General features: G+C 58.2%; 15 protein-coding genes. 7 read left to right on the top strand and 8 right to left on the bottom strand.

Translation table 11 applies throughout. The features are described 5' to 3' along the window. Positions 1 to 4: 4 nt before the first annotated feature. Entirely contained in the window at positions 5 to 1,594 is a 1,590-nt protein-coding gene (locus IB277_RS14010) for a protein FdrA (RefSeq protein ID WP_192371137.1), read from the bottom strand. Between the two features lie 365 nt (positions 1,595 to 1,959). Here IB277_RS14010 and IB277_RS14005 point away from each other — a divergent pair, with 365 nt between their 5' ends. Both IB277_RS14005 and IB277_RS14000 read left to right on the top strand, forming a co-directional pair. Continuing rightward, entirely contained in the window at positions 1,960 to 2,643 is a 684-nt protein-coding gene (locus tag IB277_RS14005) for a hypothetical protein (RefSeq protein WP_192371136.1), read from the top strand. Between the two features lie 174 nt (positions 2,644 to 2,817). After that, the gene (locus tag IB277_RS14000) at positions 2,818 to 3,462 is read left to right on the top strand and encodes a cupin domain-containing protein (RefSeq protein WP_192371135.1); all 645 of its coding nucleotides are present in this window, start codon (positions 2,818 to 2,820) and stop codon (positions 3,460 to 3,462) included. Between the two features lie 57 nt (positions 3,463 to 3,519). Here the strand turns inward: IB277_RS14000 and IB277_RS13995 are convergent, their stop codons facing one another. The 6 genes from IB277_RS13995 to IB277_RS13970 form a co-directional block, all read right to left on the bottom strand. Continuing rightward, positions 3,520 to 5,040, bottom strand: a complete 1,521-nt coding sequence (locus IB277_RS13995; RefSeq protein ID WP_210339610.1) for an argininosuccinate lyase — start codon at positions 5,038 to 5,040, stop codon at positions 3,520 to 3,522. A gap of 13 nt (positions 5,041 to 5,053) precedes the next feature. Next, the gene (locus tag IB277_RS38880; protein ID WP_192371134.1) at positions 5,054 to 6,064 is read right to left on the bottom strand and encodes a pyridoxal-phosphate dependent enzyme; all 1,011 of its coding nucleotides are present in this window, start codon (positions 6,062 to 6,064) and stop codon (positions 5,054 to 5,056) included. Further along, complete coding sequence (locus IB277_RS13985) at positions 6,061 to 7,392, bottom strand: adenylosuccinate lyase family protein (protein WP_210334501.1); 1,332 nt, start codon at positions 7,390 to 7,392, stop codon at positions 6,061 to 6,063. The genes IB277_RS38880 and IB277_RS13985 overlap by 4 nt, the downstream gene beginning before the upstream one ends. Next, positions 7,389 to 8,363, bottom strand: a complete 975-nt coding sequence (locus tag IB277_RS13980) for a hypothetical protein (protein WP_192371132.1) — start codon at positions 8,361 to 8,363, stop codon at positions 7,389 to 7,391. The genes IB277_RS13985 and IB277_RS13980 overlap by 4 nt, the downstream gene beginning before the upstream one ends. Then, positions 8,290 to 9,105: a phosphosulfolactate synthase gene (locus IB277_RS13975; RefSeq protein ID WP_192371131.1), complete on the bottom strand. Its 816-nt coding sequence runs from the start codon at positions 9,103 to 9,105 to the stop codon at positions 8,290 to 8,292. Before IB277_RS13975 ends, IB277_RS13980 begins: the two co-directional genes overlap by 74 nt. A gap of 881 nt (positions 9,106 to 9,986) precedes the next feature. Further along, complete coding sequence (locus IB277_RS13970) at positions 9,987 to 11,378, bottom strand: PLP-dependent aminotransferase family protein (RefSeq protein ID WP_192371130.1); 1,392 nt, start codon at positions 11,376 to 11,378, stop codon at positions 9,987 to 9,989. 680 nt (positions 11,379 to 12,058) lie between these two features. Between IB277_RS13970 and IB277_RS13965 the strand changes: the two genes are divergently transcribed. Genes IB277_RS13965 through IB277_RS13945 form a run of 5 tightly spaced genes read left to right on the top strand, consistent with a single transcriptional unit; the run spans position 12,059 to position 16,646 of the window. Further along, complete coding sequence (locus IB277_RS13965; protein ID WP_192371129.1) at positions 12,059 to 13,072, top strand: Nit6803 family nitrilase; 1,014 nt, start codon at positions 12,059 to 12,061, stop codon at positions 13,070 to 13,072. Next, entirely contained in the window at positions 13,062 to 14,162 is a 1,101-nt protein-coding gene (locus IB277_RS13960) for an MSMEG_0568 family radical SAM protein (RefSeq protein WP_192371128.1), read from the top strand. Before IB277_RS13965 ends, IB277_RS13960 begins: the two co-directional genes overlap by 11 nt. Then, on the top strand, positions 14,159 to 14,701 hold the full coding sequence (locus IB277_RS13955; RefSeq protein WP_192371127.1) for an MSMEG_0567/Sll0786 family nitrogen starvation N-acetyltransferase: 543 nt from the start codon (positions 14,159 to 14,161) through the stop codon (positions 14,699 to 14,701). Before IB277_RS13960 ends, IB277_RS13955 begins: the two co-directional genes overlap by 4 nt. Before the next feature lie 2 nt (positions 14,702 to 14,703). Further along, complete coding sequence (locus IB277_RS13950) at positions 14,704 to 15,672, top strand: sll0787 family AIR synthase-like protein (RefSeq protein ID WP_192371126.1); 969 nt, start codon at positions 14,704 to 14,706, stop codon at positions 15,670 to 15,672. A 47-nt stretch (positions 15,673 to 15,719) separates the two neighbouring features. Further along, positions 15,720 to 16,646 (top strand): Pnap_2097 family protein, encoded by a 927-nt coding sequence (locus tag IB277_RS13945; RefSeq protein WP_246812735.1) that lies wholly within the window; start codon positions 15,720 to 15,722, stop codon positions 16,644 to 16,646. 230 nt (positions 16,647 to 16,876) lie between these two features. Here IB277_RS13945 and IB277_RS13940 read toward each other — a convergent pair whose 3' ends face one another. Next, the gene (locus tag IB277_RS13940; protein WP_192371125.1) at positions 16,877 to 18,148 is read right to left on the bottom strand and encodes an MFS transporter; all 1,272 of its coding nucleotides are present in this window, start codon (positions 18,146 to 18,148) and stop codon (positions 16,877 to 16,879) included. Positions 18,149 to 18,161 lie beyond the last annotated feature (13 nt).

The raw sequence follows: 18,161 nt of genomic DNA, 5'->3' as shown, positions 1-18,161 counted from the left end.
CGAGTTAGAGGGAGGGAAGTAATGTGGCGCCGGTCTGCTGCGAAACGATGTCGGAAGGTAGACGCATTTGAGGTAGGACAACCGTCGGGTCCCGCAGCACGATGGCCGCTCCGGCAAGCGCTGCGTGCGCGGCGCTTACCGCGACGATGCAGCCGACATCTTGAAAGCGCTGGCGTTGCGTCAGGAGATCCTGGGGATCCCTCGCAGTCCCAACCAGATGGACGACAATTGCAGCGCCGGAGCGCACTACCCGATCGGCGGCAGGCGCTAGCACCCCCGCGGGATCGGGGTGCGCGCCATCGCCCAGTATGACATCAAGCAATATTACTGCGACAGTAGGATCGCTGGCCTGACGCTCAAGAAGATCCAACCGAGCTGCTGCATCTATCACCGGATGAGGACTCCCCTTCGTATATTCCTCTTCGCCGAGATCGATGCAGACATGTGAGCCGAGACCTGCTTCTTTCAAGGACCAGCGCGTATCGATTGGGATATTCGAATGGATGGGACCGAGGAGCCGGGAGGCTACGATCATGGCCTCGTAGCACAGAGTACCGCCGCTGAAGAGCCCGACAAGCCGGGTTCGGGTTGCCGTGAGTTTCGCGACTGCCGCGACAAGGGCGTCAAGAAACGACGCTTCAGCATCCGGGCGCGCTTTACCCAGGATGCGCAACATTTCCACCGCGCCCGCTTCCAAGGTATCACATATGGTGACACCCTGCCTGTGCGGCGCTACTGGGCGCTCCGAGCCTATCAAGGCGGCTACCATCGGCTTTCCCGGTATCTGCAAAAGCCGCTGGGCGACTTCCCTGGCACCAGGTTTCGACACAAGCAGAATCGCCCGAGTGCCATCATCGGCGTCAAGAGCGCGAAGAGCAGCCTCTGTTCCCAGCCCACCAACTTCGGTGGACATATCTCGTCCCCCAACGCCGATGATGTGAGAGATGCCGACGCCGCACCGATCAAGGAGGGTCGCCACCTCTTGAGCGCCCGTACCGGATGCCGCGACAATCCCGACAGGCCCTTGTGATAGGCGATTGGCAAATCCGAGGCCGGCTCCCGCAAGCAGCGCGGTACCCGCTCCTGGTCCCATCATAAGGCGCCCCACTTCTGCCGCACGGCGCTTTAATGCGATCTCATCGGCGACAGGAACGTTGTCGCTAAACAGGAATACATGAAGGCCTGCGCTCAAGGCCTTCTCGGCCTCAAGCGTCGCGTACTCCCCGGGCACAGAGATCACCGCAAGGTTGGCTGTGGGGCGCGCTGCTCGCGCTGAAAGAATATCGGTCGGCAGCTCGGAATTTACGCAGTCCTGTTGGTCGCTTGCGCTGAACAGGAGAGCTGTGGCCTTTTCCAAAGCTTCGTCCGCGGCCGCCTCGCTATGCGCGCAAACCGCGAGGATGAGGTCGTTTGCAGTCGAACGAGAGACTTCAATGAGAAACCCGCGGGTGGTTAATGACGCCGTGTTGGCCGCCGTCGCCATGATCGCGGTGGCCCAAGAAACCCCCTCATGTTCCCGCATCGCTCGGGCTGCCTCAAGGAGGCGGACGCTATCCTTGTATACATCACTACGAAGGACGTGGCGGCGGATCATCCCAGATCCTGACCTGTGCGCAGCGTTACTGGTGCGTCAGCGTGGCTTGTGCGCTGAAAATACCGAACTTCTGTCGCAAAGGACCTGCAGGGAGACCTTTCCCAACACGCTCCCCCAGAAATGACAATCAAGTTCACGTGCATCGGCTCACCCTAAGCTGTGATCTGCTTCGATCACTGATACCTGCAGCGGCATTCCCGAGTTCGGCCGAGATTCATCTGTGGGCCGTCGCCGCCAGATCGAATGAACCAGGCCGTAGCTTGCCCCCGCACATCCCTTGACCCGCCGAAATGCCGTGTCGTATAGTGATTGTAAATTTCTTATGCGGCAAATGATCCGCTTGTCAATCAATGGAAAGCGCGCAAATGCAAACATCGACAGATGGAATTAAAAACTCGGCTGTCGAACGGCAAAAGCCCCTGGTCCCATTGTGCGCCCGGTGGGCGGAACTGGAACGCCAACTCTACGAAGGAGCGCTTTCGGATGCTGCTCGCTACGAACACCTTTTGACGACGGTTCGTGGCTTCGCGGCTAACTTGGGGAAGATAGAATCGCTTGAAGGACTTGCGGCTGCATGGCCCGAAGCACTCCGCGACGGAGTCGGTATGCCCACGGCAAATCAGGACCCCTCCTACCGTGAGGAGAAAGTGCTTGGCGCTGCTTTTTCCATCCGCGCCCGCGAGATCAATCGTCTCGAAGCCGGCCGCTTGGTACGCCAACGAGTCCTGCAAGCACGAAAAACTCAGTGCACGTGGGTCATACTTGATGAGGCTGGCGATCCAACTTCGGGCCTTAATTCGCCATATCGAAGCACCGAAATGCACCTTGTTAGTGGATGGGCGGTTGTTTCGATGACTCAGCCCGACGGGCTGAACGGGACACCGATTTACGTCGTTACTATCGTGAAAGTCGATGCCACAACAGGCGAGATAGAGGACCTGCCCGAAGTTGACGAGTGGAAGGAATTTCACTCACAAGAAGAATTTCTTGCTTGTAAGCTGGAGATGCGCAAGCGCATTGAGGCGTTGTCAGACTCGGCTAGTTCTTAACTTAGCCACGCGGTCGAAAGAATTTCATGCAGTTCTCGCGTCTAATGCTCTGCAGCCGTTCCAATTTTTCGCTCGTCTTTCTTTGCGTGTCCTTTTCACGTAAATCAGTTCGCAAAGAGCCACCATTCGAAGTGTTCTTGAATGGACAATCGACGTCACGCAGGGGAGTAAGGGTTGGCTAAGCAGACGAAGAAGGCACCGGAGCTGAAACCAGACATGGTTGCTTCAACCGGCAGGGGCGCTCCGCAGCGTGTAGAGGCGATCGTCAGCTTGGTCGGCGAGAAAGTTGCAAACCTCCGGCGGGCGAGAGGGATGTCTCTACAGCAACTGGCAGAGATCAGCGATGTCTCTGCGGGAGCCATCCATAAAATTGAGCGTAGCGGCATGGCGCCCACGATCACGACGTTGCTCAAGCTTGCAACGGCGTTTGGCGTGTCCGTTGGGTACTTCGTCGAGGAGGACGAGGGCGCACCCGAACCAGTCCATTACACTGCCGCGGAGAAGGGGCGCCCCGTATACACACCTCATAAGGGGCTCAGCCTGTCGGCTATCACCGGCTCATATAAGCAGTTTCGCACAGCAGCGGCGGTCGCCCGCATGGCGCCGGGAGCCACGAGTGGAGAAAAAGTTCTAAAACACACGGGCGAAGAACTGGTATACGTCACGGTCGGCGAAGTTCTATTCCGCGTGAACGGCCGGGAATACATATTGGCGGCCGGCGATACTCTGCAGTTTAGCGGCACACTGCCCCACCATTGGGAAAATCGGACCGACACTGCCGCCGAACTCATTTGGGTAGCGTTCCGCGACAGCGATTAAGGAACGTGGCAGAGTTCGACCACGCTCCTGGATGGCGTCCCACACGCTAGGATGTTTTTAACGTCGCTTAGCCGCGCGTACCCCTTCCGCTCTCTCCCACAGTTTGTGTTCGGCGTCATCGAAGCGCGCCAATTCACGAGCGGCATGAGAGGCCAAAATTGTGGCTTCTTCGCCGTAACGTTCGGCCATCGCGGTCACGACGGAGGGTGCGGCCCCCCCTGCGGACGAGCGGCTCGCCACAATGTTCCTGGGATTAAGCGCGTCAGCAAGTTTGTTCGCGTCAAGTGAAAGGTTCAATCCCGCTACTCTCTGGGCGGACGTTGAAATCGCGGCAGGATCTATGTCGACACCTCGTTGGCCATTCTTACTCGCAGTTTTCACCACGTCGCCGACGATCCTGTAGGCGGTCCGATAATCGATACCGCATTCCAGCATAATGTGTTCCGCTAGGTCGGTCGCCTGGCTGAATCCGCTTTCCAGCATCGTCCACAAGCGGCCTTCGTTGACCGCGAGCGTTTCTACGACGCCAGCGGCAAGATCGCTGAGCTTTCGAGCATAGCTCAAAGCACGGGGGACTTCTCCGTACGCGAATATCAGATTGTCGCTCCGCGCCGACGGAGTTTTCACGACCGCCAAAAGTCCAGTCAGTCTACCCACGAGAACCCCATTGCCACCGCGTAGGATGGTCAAGGCATAGGGATTCCGTTTCTGCGGCATAAGTACCGATGATCGCGTAAACGGGCCCGCGAGGTCAACGTAGTTGAACTCCTGGCTCGACCAAATCTCGAGGTCTTCAGCGAGTTTGGACTGATTGGAGATCAGGCTCACGCCTGTCGATAGCGCATCAACGAACGTATCGACCTGCCACATCGCGTCGCGTGTGTGCTCTATGACTCCTTCGAAACCTAACAAGTCAGAAATGTAATTGCGATCCTGTAGGAGACGGCTCCCGTTAACGCAACCGGCGCCGCCTGGACTCTGGTTCACCTGGGCGAGAGCTACTTTCAGTCGCTCGGCATCACGCAACGCCGACGGGACGAAACCGAGGAGGTAGTGACCTAGTGTTGAAGGTTGAGCTTGTTGAAGATAGGTCTGGTCGGCCATGAACGTTTCGCGGTGTTTAACGGCCATATTACATGTTTTGCTGGCGAAACCCGCCGCCGATGCAAGCAATTCGGCGATCAACCGCCTCAAAACTATGCGAAACGCGACTCTTGCAGCCTCCCGGCGCGGCCGCCCGGCATGAAGCCAGCCAGCAGCGTCGCCGATCCGCGCGGCGAAATACCGCTCTCTCGAATTGTATGCTTCTCCGAACTCCGGATCGTAGGGAAAGTCGGCCGGGTCGGTCCAATGCATATCGGCGAGCACACCAAGCAGCTGGCCAGCGACATCGTCGGATATAATCTTGCGATAATGGAGATCGAGAACATGACCCACGTCGGCCAAGTTCAAGCCATGGTGAAGGATATCGGCGTCGGCGATTTCCCAACCAAAGCCGGCATCGATCAATTCCCGCGCCGGACTGTCGGCCGAAGGGCCCTCGTGGCGACGGTGAAGGTCGGAACGGTGCAATGTCAAAGTCACTTCCTTTTCAAGGCTGCAGACGCCGTTGTTTGGCCGCAGCTTTTCGCAGTTGATCGGCTACGCCCAAGGCTCCGCCTGTGTGCCAGTAAACAACCGGACCATCCGGCTTTACGGGCGACCGCCGGAGCCAAAGCATGGCTTTGCCGTTATAGGTCGGGTCTACAAGAAGTCCGGTGCGCAGCATCAGAGCATCCATCTGGGTTGCCTCGTGCTCGTCGTGGCAGGCGAACCCCACTCCCCGGCCATCAGTTAAACTCCAGCGGCATGATACGGACCGCAGTTTAGGCAGCCCTGCGCCGCACGCCTCGGCTTTCGCAGCTATTGAATCTCGGAGATTCTCTGGCGACCGTGATACGCTAACGCCGACTACCTCGACATCGATCGCGCGAGTGAGATGAATTGGCGCGAACTGATAAGTCAATCCAGCCAACAACCCCGCGATGCTACCTCCCGAACCGACTGGAATTACGATCGTAACGGCGTCGCAACCGACCTGATCGAGTTGGCAGAGAAATTCCCCGGCCGCGTGCGCGTAGCCAAGGGCACCTACAGTCGTAGCTCCCCCGCGAGGCACAAGGTACGGCCTACGCCGCGCCCCTCTAAGCGCTTGGGCGTGCTTTTCTGCGACTTCCTCCATGCTGGCGCGCTCCAGCGAACCAGTAAAGTGGAGTGTGGCACCGGCGGCTCGTCCAACGGCCAAAGCTGTCGGATCTGTTTCCGGCGGCGTACCGTAGCTCACCTGGTGCATCTGGATATCATGCTTCGCGCAGGCGACAGCCATAAGCGCGGCAAAATTGGAGGTGGGTCCGCCAGATACTATAACCGTATCCGCAGCCTGGACGATGGCATCTCCAAGGAGATATTCTATGGTACGGACCTTGTTCCCGCTCCACGAGAAGCCTGTGAGGTCGTCCCGCTTGATCCACAAGTCCGCCACCCCGAGCTGCGAACCCAAAACAGGGCACGGCGTAAATGGCGTTGGGAATGTCCCAAGCTCGAGTCGAGCAGCTCCAATCATTGCCAAGTCTCCGGCTCGAATGATCTTCTACGCCGGGCACACTCAACGACCGTATCAACCATTTTTGCTGACGATCCGAGTTTTACGCTGGAAAGCAGAGCGAGCTCTTCTTTGCTCGCTTTCTCCGCAAGCACGGAGTGAAGCGAGACGCCATTTTCTTTTGCTGCGAGAAAAGCCCGCTGCAACAACTCCTGGGCCTGATGCTTTCCTATGCGGGTTGCCATCACGCTGAGCAGATGTTCAGAGGCCGAAACCATCGCGAGATTCCGCGCCATGGCGGCAGCATCCACTTCAAGACCGGACAGCAGGGCCTTGGACAACGAGGCCGCCGACAACACATAGTGACCGAGTGCCGGAAATGCAGCCCACTCCACTTTCCATGTTCGCCCGTCGCGCTCGTGTTCGTGGACCATGGCGTCAGCAAGGACACCCGCCTGCGCGCGGGCGGCCTGCGCGAGAGTCACGATCTGCTCGCTACGTTCAGGATTTCGTTTATGCGGCATTGTGATGCTGCCGACGGTAGACGGAGATGCACGCTCGCGTAACTCGCCGATCTCTTGACGCTGCAATGTGTAAACCTCGTTCCCGATCCGCGCGAGGCTCGTCGCCGCGGTCGCAATGACATGCGCGAACTCCACGATGCGATCGCGGGCCGAGAGCCAGGAAATTGCAGGCTCGCCCAATGATAGTCGCTGGAAAAAGGCCGATCTCAACGCCAGCCCCAACTCATCGAAGAAGCCGAGCGTCCCCACAGCGCCCGCGAGTTGACCAACAAGCCAGCGGTCGCGCCCCTCGCTAAGGCGTTCAATATGGCGTCCGATCTCGTCCGCCCACGAAGCAGCTTTGAAGCCAAAGGAGATCGGAGATCCAATCTGGCCATGCGTCCGCCCGGCCATCGGAGTTTCCCGATGCTCACTGGCCAGCGCGAGCAGCATCTCCTCGATATGACGTAGATCTCGCCACAACAATGAGCCTACGGAACGGACTTCCAATGACTGGGAAGTGTCTGTGATGTCCTGTACGGTCGCACCGTAGTAGACATATTCCGCGGCAGTCGGTGGCAGGAGTTCACGCAAGGTCAGAATTAAGCCGAGGGTCGAATGACCGGTGCTGCGGGTTCGCTCTGCAATCTTTTCGATCGGCAGTTCCGTGCCGCGAAGCGCGGAGATATCCGCGGCTGCCGCCCGCGGGATGATTCCGCATTCCGCCTGGGCCTCCGCGAGGGCAATGATGACATCAAGCCAACGTTCGACGCGAGCTTGTTCGCCGAAAATTGCCTGGCTCTCGGGAGTCGACCAGAGGTGCCCAAAAATTCTCGAACTGATCATGTGCGCGTCCATGGTACGCCAACGCTCTCCACCACCCTTTCGATACCCTGGCGAACCTCTGCAAGTGAGGCACCCCACGGGACGTAAATCCCTTGTGGGCGCGTCTCCACGCCCTCCTGAATAAGACAGCAGCGTGTAATGGTCTGGGAGCCGTCACGCGACGTGCTCAGGAAATTTGTCGGGCAGATGTCCACCACGTTAGCTCGAGAGCCGTAGAACCAGCGGTGAATTTGCTGCGAGCGTTCACAGCCTAGTAATATCCAATCGGCCTCCGGCGGCCTTTCGTCCAGATAGGAGACCTTCGTGTCGGCGAACTCGATTCCCGAACCTCGGCACGGAACAAGCACATCCGACGGCAAGGAAGCGCACGCGCGTTCAAGCTCCCCTCGACTGTCGACGAAGGTTGGCACCGGCACGATGGGAGGGAGGTCTTCAGCCACAGCAAGCACACGCTGCACCTGGTCCAGCAACTTCGAGGGAAATGGAGGCACGATATCGAAGACGTGAAGCTGAAGCGGTTGCGGATTCAAAAGGAAGCTGACATGCGAGTAGGCCCCCTCGACGATTGTGCAGGGCGTCTCGGGCTGTTCCATGGCCACTAGCGCCATCTGGGAGGGCACTGCCGTATCGACCTCTGGAGCGACTACGTATCGGCACATGTCAGGTGTAGCTAGGACACGAACCCGTTCAACGTCAGAAAACAACGCTGAGCTATCCGGACGGGCGACCTCCACCAGTGCGGTATCTTGCCCGCGTCGTGCAACGATAAATCGGGTCCGCATATATGCTTCGCGGCCCGCAAAGTGCTGTTCGAGCCAGGAGGTATCCAGGCTTTCAACATCCGTGCTGATCGCCACCTGCCGGTAGCGGGTCGGCATGATATTGGCAGCGGACGGATCAAATTTGAAAATTGAAGCCGAGTTCGCCATTGGTGGCGATTGTTTCTGGGAGGATTGCGATGGTGTCGGCACGGAGCCCCCTCCGGAGGGTTTCGAGGCTCATAACCTCGTCGATCAAGATGTTGCCAAGACTAACTTCGGCACCGAATAGGCGTATGAGGAAGGCCTGTTGAGCCCGCTGTGGCGTTTCGTAAATCAACCGATCGGCATGCGGACTTCGCGTTAGTACGCTCAGCAAGTGGTGGCGGACTTTCCCGTCATCGTCATAGAGGCCGACGGTTCCACTTTCTCTTCCCTCGACGACGATCCATTCTGCCCCGGCAGCCACATCGGCGTCGATTTGCGATATCCATTCGGTGGGAAGCATTAGCTTGTCAGGATCCTTGCTTCCGACTTCTGACATCACTTCAAACCCAAAGCGACGGGCACGCGAAATCAGATCCTGCTTGGCTGAGGGAAGCATGTCCGTGACGCCATCCGAAACTTCCACACAGTCGAAACCCATGTCTCGTGCAAAGTGAAAGAATTCCTCAGTGCGTTGCTGCAGCCACGCGACCTCCAGCAATGTGCCACCGGTGCAGCATTTCACCCGTGCGGCCTGAAGAGCAGCAATTTTCGCACGCGCCGAGGGATCCACATAGGACGTTCCAAAACCGAACTTCCATACATCGATAATATCGGCGGCGGACGACAGAACGCCCTCCGTCATTTGAAGCGTGCAGCCCTTGTCGAGAACATGGGTAATCCCGCTCTTTCGCGGTTTCGCCGTGCGATGGGGCAGGTCCAGAAAGGTTGGTAATTCGCCGCTTGACATGAGTTGGACTCTCGTACCTCCGCAACTCGATTTCCCACTATAGTGTGAAACGTAATTACTATACGACACGCTGTCAACGACAAAGCGGCGAAGGTTGGCTTGCATTGGCAGCCCCGCGCCGCCGACGCAACAGCGCGACTCGGACGACCGTGTGCTGCAGCGTCGCGCCCGTCTTGCCGGGATCGACGTGCTTGAGGTCTGGGCGGGGTATTCCTCGACCATCGGAACCTCGCATACGAAGCCCCCGACGCCTGCGCGTCGGCCGCAGAGATAGCCAGACGTGGCATTGCTCGTCTGGCTGGAATAAAGGACGTCCTGCCGGCTCTCGAGGAAGGGTGCGTTTCCCGTCTATGGAAGAATGGGAAGGTGCCCGCCGAACTCGGTTCATGGCAGGAGGTTCATCGGACAATCAAAGCGGCGAAGATTGGCTACCGCCGCCCGCACCCCGACGTGCCGCTCGGCGCTCGGGGTTCCGATGTCCACGGGACGCACATGTTCTGTGGGCATGCGGTCGTCCGCCTTGGCAGGCGTCAGCGTCCGGGACTTCTGTTCCGGTTGGCGACGGCCAGGCCGGACGCAGCGGTTCGGACTTTCGCTCAATGTGGACGTGTGCCCTCCCGGCTCTCCACACGAAAATCCGAATAGCCAAGCATGATGCCACAGAGGCGAGCAGGAGCTCGTGGGCATGGGGCCCGTTCCGGTGCCCCTACATCTACCGGCTCATCAACCGCGAACACGAAATCGCCAGATTTGACCTCGCAACGGAAGCCCCCTTGCCAGACACTCTCGACAGACCGTGATTTTCTTTCGGACGACATCCGCGACCCATCCCTATTTGCTTGTATTGCTCAACGAACCTTCAGTTTCCCGTACCGAAATTCTTAGAGGAATGACGATGCCGATGCCGGGAGACCCTCAAGGGCATGCGCCGCGTACTCGAGGGCACGGCGAACGGTAGGTCGAGAGGCTGGACCTCCGAGGCAGATCCGGACCGCCTCGGGAGCCGTTCCTGCCACGATGAATGCGTCACTGGCGACGACACCAATTCCGGACGAGCGCATATGAGCGGCGAACGCCGATCGGGTCCAGCCTTCTGGCATCGACAGCCAGATATTGAAACCGGCCGGATCTGCATTAACCGAGTATGGCGCCAGGATTGTAGATGCGATCTTTTGTCGTTCGCGGGACTCCTCGCGAACGAATCCGAGAATCGCATCCGCCGTTCCGTCCGCGATCCAGCGGTTCGCAAGCGCCACAGTCACTGGCGATGCCATTACGGAAGTTGAACGCACCACGGACGCGAAGGCCCATGAAGACCTACTCTGCGGGGCGATTACAAACGCCACGCGGAGACCCGCCCCCAGGCTTTTTGAAAGCGACGCAACATACCAAGTAAGATCCGGCGCCATCGAAGCAATTGGGGGGGGCGACTCTATGGGAATGAAGCCATAGGCATCGTCCTCAATGATTGCGACCTCCCACCGCCGCGCGATGGCGACTATCTCCTCGCGGCGGCGGCGCGAAATCGTCAAGCCCGTCGGGTTTTGCAGCGTCGGATTTAGGTAAAGCGCCGGAGGAGACAATTTCGAGCAGACCTCGGAGAGGGCTTCTGGATCAATCCCTTCAGCGTCCATAGGAAGGCCCTGCAGACAGACACCGAGTTGCGCGGCGATCGATCGGAGGCCGGGAAAAGTCAATGCCTCACACAAGACGGTCTGACCTGGCTTCGCCAAGGCGCTCAGAATCCCGTGGAGCGCCGAATGGGCACCAGGCGTGATGTACAGGTCTTCCGACGCGGGGGATAGCCCACGTCGGCCGAGCCATAATGTGGCGGCTTCTTTGTCAGTAACGCTACCGCCGAATGACCGGTAGCGTAAAGACGGCACCATGTCCGAGGCGGCGGCCTCCCATCCGGCTCGCATTCGCGCGATCAGTTCAGGCTCGTCAGGCTCCGGTGGAAGGTTCATTGAGAGATCGATATCATCCACGCGGAAGACCGAAACCTGCGTCACGCTTGAGTGCCCTCGTGAAGCCGGCGCAACAAACGTACCCTGGCCCGTTCGCGATTCGATGAGTCCGCGCCGCTGAGCTTCGGCATAGCCACGCGCCACCGTCGTGAAGTCTATGCCCATTCGTTCGGCCAGCTTGCGCTGAGGAGGAAGGCGATCGCCAGCAGCGAGCGTACCCGTTTTGATGTCTGCCGCGACACAGTCTGCGATCGCGAGATAGCGGGGCTTTCCAGAAGTCGAGAGGTCAGGGATCCAGTCTTGCATCACATTGCGCTTCAGCCGTTGATTGTAAATTGACCGTACAATGCTGCAGCCTCAGCGGCTAGTCATCCGCAAAGAAAAGTGGCCTCCGCCTTTACGCGGCTCATACAGAAGAAAGGGGCGCGCTTCCTGCTTGGCGTAATTTCGCAGCGCTATACTTTGCGTGCGCGGGTGCAAGCGACGCTAGACAGTACACCCCTCAATATTGAATGGATTAATGACTGCAGTCATATCCGCTGATTGAGTCTTTCAAAAAACATATTGACGGTATCTTGAATGCATGCTTTCCTGCGCGAAAAAGGGGAATGGATGCATCGAGACAACTTCGGCGCTCACAATCTGAAGGGGTAGTGTCCTTTCCCTTTGCCGAAACAACATCAGCTCGCTTGCCGAAACGACGATCTTAAACGCCGGGATTGCGGACCTTACGCACTCACTGGCGCTCAATCGGCGTGCCGGGAGCAAAACGGTTCACGTGCGGCACCGGCTTTTCGGGCGGTGTCATCGATGAACTGTGCAATGCAGACAGCAACTCGGTGCGTCAATAGCCCCGGGCCATACCCTACGCCGCCAGAGCCCTCATCGGGTTCCCTGGTGGGGCGCTGTGAGTTTAACGAGGCATCCGTTCTCAGCCAACAAGGAGGCTGCAGAGATGGAAGCGCAATCTATTGGGAGGAAAATATATGGCTGAAAAACGCATCGTCCGAGTGGCAGCGGTTCAAATTGCGCCGGATCTGGAAACGCCGCTCGGAACCCTCGATAGGGTCCTAGCCGCAATCGATGAGGCCGGAGGAAAAGGCGTCAAGTTCGCTGTATTTCCGGAGACCTTTCTTCCTTGGTATCCCTACTTCTCCTTCATTCGCCCGCCGATGACGAGCGGTGCAGAGCATATGCGTCTTTACGAAGACGCCGTTGTTGTGCCGGGCCCAGTGACGGAAGCCATCGCGCAGGCCGCGCGACGGCACGGCATGGTGATCGCACTTGGTATCAATGAGCGCGATCACGGCTCTCTCTATAACGCTCAGCTCATCTTCGACGCAGACGGACGTATTCTGCTCAAACGACGCAAGCTTACGCCGACTTTCCACGAAAGGATGATTTGGGGTCAGGGGGATGGCGCTGGGCTGAAGGTCGTCGATACCGCCGTTGGTCGCGTCGGCGCGCTGGCCTGTTGGGAGCATTACAACCCTCTCGCGCGATACGCTTTGATGGCGCAGCATGAGGAAATCCATGCAGCACAATTCCCGGGTTCCCTCGTAGGCCAATTGTTCGCCGATCAGATCGAGGTCACGATCCGTCATCACGCCCTCGAGAGCGGTTGCTTTGTCGTCAACGCAACGGGTTGGCTAACTGAAGAACAAATCGCCTCTATTTCGCCGGAAGAGAACCTGCGTCGTGGGCTCCGCGGCGGCTGCATGACTGCCATTGTTTCGCCTGAGGGAAATCACGTGGTGCCTCCTCTGACTACCGGCGAGGGGCTGCTTGTCGCGGACCTCGATATGTCCGTTATCGTCAAGCGGAAGCGCATGATGGACTCTGTCGGTCATTACGCGCGACCCGAATTGCTGTCGCTCCTGATCGATGATCGGGCGACCACTCCAATGCAAAGCATCAATTCCGGCCGTGGACCCATGCTTCGCGATGTCCCGGGGGAGACCACTGACTCCGTTCGTGGAGAGGTCGAGAATGCCGACTGAGCAGTTAATCAACGAGTTGCAATCGTTCGGCATTAGGCTTACCGACCCCAAGAGCGCCGGCGTTAGCCGGCGCGGCGGGGCCGGCCCGTCGGATCATATGCCTGTGACCGTCGATGGCGTCACAGTGATGGTGCCCGTGCACAATGCACCTGCGTTTGAAAGTCCGTACCAAGCCGACAAGCCAGACAGCGAAGGAAAGAGCCGTCTCAGCCGCGACGGTGTTGAACTCGCGAAGCTGTCCTTCCAGCTGCGCCCAAAGTTCTATGATCGTCAAACGGCCGAAGGCGTTCCCTACTCCCACATCGCGACTCTGCACGGTCGCGATGTGCTGGCAACCACGGTGCTTCAGACATGTATCCGCTACCAGAGCCGTACGAAGACATGCCAGTTCTGCGCAATCGGCCAGTCTTTGGCGGCTGGCCGAACAATCGAACGGAAGACACCTGCTCAACTGGCCGAAGTTGCCAAAGCCGCCGTTGAACTTGATGGCGTGAAGCATATGGTGATGACCACGGGCACGCCACCCGGGACTGACCGTGGTGCCGCAATCCTGGCCGAAAGCGCCCGGGCGGTGAAGGCGGCCGTAAATCTCCCAATTCAGGCGCAGTGCGAACCGCCAGACGATGATATGTGGTTCACGCGTCTGAAAGAGGCGGGCGTCGATTCCCTCGGCATGCACCTGGAGGCGGTCACGCCGGAAGTGCGCGCGCGCATCATGCCGGGGAAGGCACAAGTGTCTGTCGAGCGCTACTTTTCGGCCTTTGAAGCGGCGCTAGCGGTGTTCGGTCACGGTCAGATCTCGACCTATATTCTCGCCGGGCTGGGCGACACCGCGGATGACATCCTGGACATCTGTCGACGGCTGATTTCCATTGGGGTCTATCCGTTCGTAGTGCCGTTTGTACCAATCGCCGGCACTCCTTTGGAAAGTCATCGCGCACCACCTCCGGCCTTCATGCATTCGGTTCTTCAACCCCTTGGGGCGATGCTCCGAGAAGGGGGGCTTAAATCGAGCGATATCAAGGCCGGGTGCGGAAAATGCGGCGCGTGTTCCGCCCTGTCGGTGTACGAACGGAGTTCAGGATTATGAGACAGGTCCCCAATACCGCGTCACTCCAGATAAAATGGGCGACCGACGATTGGGAAAATCTGGCGGCCTTCGCACTGCGCCGTCGCGTCTTCTGCGACGAGCAGCAATTGTTTGAGGCAGACGATCGTGACGACTTAGACGAGAACGCGATCCCGCTTGTCGCCGTCACTTTGAGTGACGGCGTGCCGAACGAGGTTGTCGGCACGGTCCGCATCAACGAGGACAGGACCGAGCGCGGAACCTGGTGGGGGTCGCGTCTCGCAGTTGAGCAGCGTTATCGCAGCGTCGGAGGCGTCGGAATCGGGAAGGGTTTGATCAGACTAGCGGTGTCTTCTGCCCACGCCCGCGGATGTACACGTTTCCTAGCAAACGTTCAGAAGCAAAACCTTCTATTGTTTCGACGCTTGCACTGGCACTCAATCAACGAGTTCGAGTGGCATGGCGTAGCGCATCATCGCATGGAAGCTGACCTCGCATTCTATCCACCCTGCGCGGACCCTAATGTTGGCTTCTTCTCTTCATTCAAAGGTGCGGCCTGAAAATGTCAGTCATCGGTGACGAAATCGCTCGTATCCTTCGTGAAAGCAAAGGTATCGCAGCAAAGGCTGATATCGCTACGGTCGTCAATTCGCTCGGTATTGCGACAGAGGAGGCAATCGCGGTTGGAGACGATTGTGCCGCGATCGCCGACGGAGATGGGTACCTGCTTTTTGCGATCGAAGGCTTCATCAACGAGTTCGTAGCAAGGGACCCCTGGTTCGCGGGTTGGTGTGGCGTGATGGTCAATATCTCTGACATCGCTGCCATGGGTGGGCGACCGATGGCAATCGTGAACGCCTTGTGGTCCGACGGGCCCGACGGCGCAAACCCTGTACTCGAAGGTATTCGCGATGCATCGCGTAGGTTCTCTGTGCCGGTGGTTGGAGGCCACACAAATCTCCGGACAGACCGGAGCCAGCTAGCCGTCGCCATCCTCGGCCGAGCCAAGGCACTACTTACAAGTTTCGATGCCAAGCCCGGCGAGCGGCTTATGGCCGCGATCGACTTGCGTGGGCGTTATCGCGAACCGTTTTCGAACTGGGAGGCGGCGACGGATGCTCCCTCTGAGCGTCTCCGCGGCGACCTGGAATTGCTTCCATCGATCGCGGAGGCAAGGTTGTCAAAGGCTGCTAAGGATATCAGTCAGGCGGGAATTGTCGGCACCGCGGCCATGCTCGCGGAGTGTTCGAATGTAGCGATCAACATAGACTTGGGGTCAATTCCAAAACCAGAGGGCGTTTCGCTGGAGCGCTGGCTGATGACCTTCCCTAGCTACGGCTACATCTTCAGCGCTACGCCAGACAGAACCGAGAAGATCTCGGCCTTGTTTGCAGAACGCGGCATCGCGTGCGCGGTGGTCGGCGACATCGCGCACGGAAGCACTGTCTGCATCGAAGAATACGGAAAACGAGACACGATCTGGGACTTCGCACGCCAACCGCTTATCGGCTGCGGCACAGGTCGGCGGTAGAAACGCTCCAGACAAAAGCCAAGTCGCCCGCATAAACGTAGGTTTTCATGCCCCATTCTACGCTCTCCGTCATGCCGGTCACGGAACAGGCCGATAATTACACGTCAGCCGTCCCTCTCTGGGAGGACGCACAGGATGACGTGCCGTGGCTTTCCAGCGAGACCAACACTTACCTACTCGGAATGCCTCAGTTGTGCCTTAGAGGCCTATCTGAATCTTGGCTCCTCAAAGAACTCGGCCATCGCCATTGGATGACGCTTGCGAGACTTGCTGGTCAAAGCGGCCCGAGTTTTGCGGATGAGCAAGGCGCCCCTGTCTACGCTGCATTCTGCGCGCTATCGGTCCGCGAGGCGGACTTCGGCGATGCGCGCGAAAACGAAAACCTCCGGATCACGACAAAGCTACGCCGTATATCGCGTACCCAAATGATGAGCCAGCACCGACTGCATTTGTCTGATCGAGCAGTAGGTACTGTCGAAATGATCTCCACATTCGTGCGGCGTACTGCTGGTGGCGGCAATCATTCCGTATCACGCTTTGGCGTGCCCGGATTCCCGCCAGCTTTTGACAAATCCTCAACGGCAGAACTCGCGAGTTATGCCGCTGCCATTCGTTCCGGTCGGGCAGCTAAGCACATGGGGTTTCCGATCGATGATCGGCCCGCCCATTGGACTTTGAAATTTGATCCCTGTCCTAGCCAAGATTTCAACGGTGCGGGTTTTCTCTACTTCAGCAGCTTTGTCTCGTTCGTCGACCGCGCGGAATGGCAATTCGCACGACAGCTTTCGGCTAACGCCACAACTTTTCGGCGGGATGTGTTCTTTTCAGGGAATATCGACCCCGGAGAAACGTTGTGCGCGGAATTGATGGATCTACGGCGCTGCCCGGGTGGCTTCTCTCACCACACCAAATTGGTACGAGAACACGACGGCAACACTCTTGCGCATGTGTTCACCGTACGTCATGCGCGGTGAAACTCAGAGCGCATCGACCGCCGCTCTCGAAAGCTTTGAACTAAACCCATGTATACTGACGCATCATCACCAGAAGCATTAGTCTTGTTTACATCATCACTCATTATCGTTTCCTCATGATGTGATGATCGCGGTGCCAAGGTTCCCCTCCCCCAAGGCACCAATGCCTTGATCGGCAACTGAGGGCCGTTGTTCACTCCACAACGGCCCTTTTTTTGTATTCGCGATCGCTACTCGGCGATGCGCCTTTTTAGCCACGGCAGCGTTACCAGGCTCAGCATGCAAATTGCGATCAAGTAATATGCAGGTGCGCTGTTGTCCCCGGTCATCACAACCAGCGTGGTGACGACGAATTGTGCTGTACCGCCAAGGAGCGCAACTACCAGCGCGTAAGGTGTTCCTAACCCGGCGCTCCGACCGTCACGGGGTAAAGCCCCAATCATAGCTGCAAAACTCGCGCCTCCGCTCACCATTGCCAAGAACGGCAGCGCTATGCTCAGGCACATGAGCGCCCGCAGGTCTCGGCTCTCGGCCACTATTGAAAACATTGGAATCGCCGTGAAAATTATGATCCATCTGGGGATGGCTATCACTAGATGCGGAGAGACCTTGTCCGACGCCCAGCCTCCTAACAGACAACCGACGAAAACCGAGCCTCCAGCGGCGATCGCACTATAAAACGCCACGGTCGGTGCAAGGCCGAGCGACTGCATTGAAAACGTCGCCAAGTAGCTACTGAGGTAGATCGCGATCGTACCAAAACCGATCTGGGCAAAAATCGAGACTTGTAGCTTTAATCCAAGCCGCAAACTCCCGGCATCGCCAGGCAACGCACGATTTTCACCCTTGGAGCGGACCAAAGTCTCCGGCAGGTTGTGCCGTAAATAGAGACCTATCGGAACGATCGCCAAGCCAAGGAAAAAAGGTACTCTCCAGCCCCAATCCATCAATTGCTGGTTTGACAACGAACGGGCTAGAATTACTCCGAGGGTTCCCGCGAGCACTGTCGCCAAACCTTGGCTGGCGGGTTGCCAGCTGGTCCAGAGCCCGCGTTTTCCCTCGGTCGCCACCTCGAAGAGGTACACCGTCGCAGGGCCGAATTCTCCGCCTAGCGCCGCGCCCTGAAGAAGGCGAGCGGTGATGATGACCAAAGGCGCAACCACTCCGATCGTCTGGTAGGTCGGCGTAACCGCGATCATCAGTGTTCCAGCGGCCATCAGGACAATGGTTAGCAAAAGCGCCGGACGGCGGCCGGCCCGGTCGGCGTATCTTCCAATCAGCACGCTTCCGAGCGGGCGCGTGATGAACCCTACGCCAAAGACCGCGAGCGAAAGCAATAGGGAGCCATGAGGACTTTCAGACGGAAAAAAAGCCCTACCGATCATAACTGCGAAAAACGCGTAGCTGGTGAAATCGAAAAACTCACAGACGTTCCCAAGTACCGCAGCCGCTAGCAATCTGGTTTTGGGCCCGCGTGATCGCAAGCGTTCGCAACTGTCCAAGTGGCAATCCCTT

It is taken from the genome of Ensifer sp. ENS07 (genome assembly GCF_014852185.1).
Classification (GTDB): Bacteria; Pseudomonadota; Alphaproteobacteria; order Rhizobiales; family Rhizobiaceae; genus Ensifer; species Ensifer adhaerens.
This window is presented reverse-complemented; position numbering and strand designations above follow the sequence as displayed.

Coding starts and splice junctions, on each gene's coding strand:
- IB277_RS14010 (WP_192371137.1), bottom strand. CDS start 1,594: ATGATCCGCCGCCACGTCCTTCGTAGTGATGTATACAAGGATAGCGTC.
- IB277_RS14005 (WP_192371136.1), top strand. CDS start 1,960: ATGCAAACATCGACAGATGGAATTAAAAACTCGGCTGTCGAACGGCAA.
- IB277_RS38880 (WP_192371134.1), bottom strand. CDS start 6,064: ATGATTGGAGCTGCTCGACTCGAGCTTGGGACATTCCCAACGCCATTT.
- IB277_RS13985 (WP_210334501.1), bottom strand. CDS start 7,392: ATGATCAGTTCGAGAATTTTTGGGCACCTCTGGTCGACTCCCGAGAGC.
- IB277_RS13975 (WP_192371131.1), bottom strand. CDS start 9,105: ATGTCAAGCGGCGAATTACCAACCTTTCTGGACCTGCCCCATCGCACG.
- IB277_RS13970 (WP_192371130.1), bottom strand. CDS start 11,378: ATGCAAGACTGGATCCCTGACCTCTCGACTTCTGGAAAGCCCCGCTAT.
- IB277_RS13965 (WP_192371129.1), top strand. CDS start 12,059: ATGGCTGAAAAACGCATCGTCCGAGTGGCAGCGGTTCAAATTGCGCCG.
- IB277_RS13960 (WP_192371128.1), top strand. CDS start 13,062: ATGCCGACTGAGCAGTTAATCAACGAGTTGCAATCGTTCGGCATTAGG.
- IB277_RS13955 (WP_192371127.1), top strand. CDS start 14,159: ATGAGACAGGTCCCCAATACCGCGTCACTCCAGATAAAATGGGCGACC.
- IB277_RS13950 (WP_192371126.1), top strand. CDS start 14,704: ATGTCAGTCATCGGTGACGAAATCGCTCGTATCCTTCGTGAAAGCAAA.
- IB277_RS13945 (WP_246812735.1), top strand. CDS start 15,720: ATGCCCCATTCTACGCTCTCCGTCATGCCGGTCACGGAACAGGCCGAT.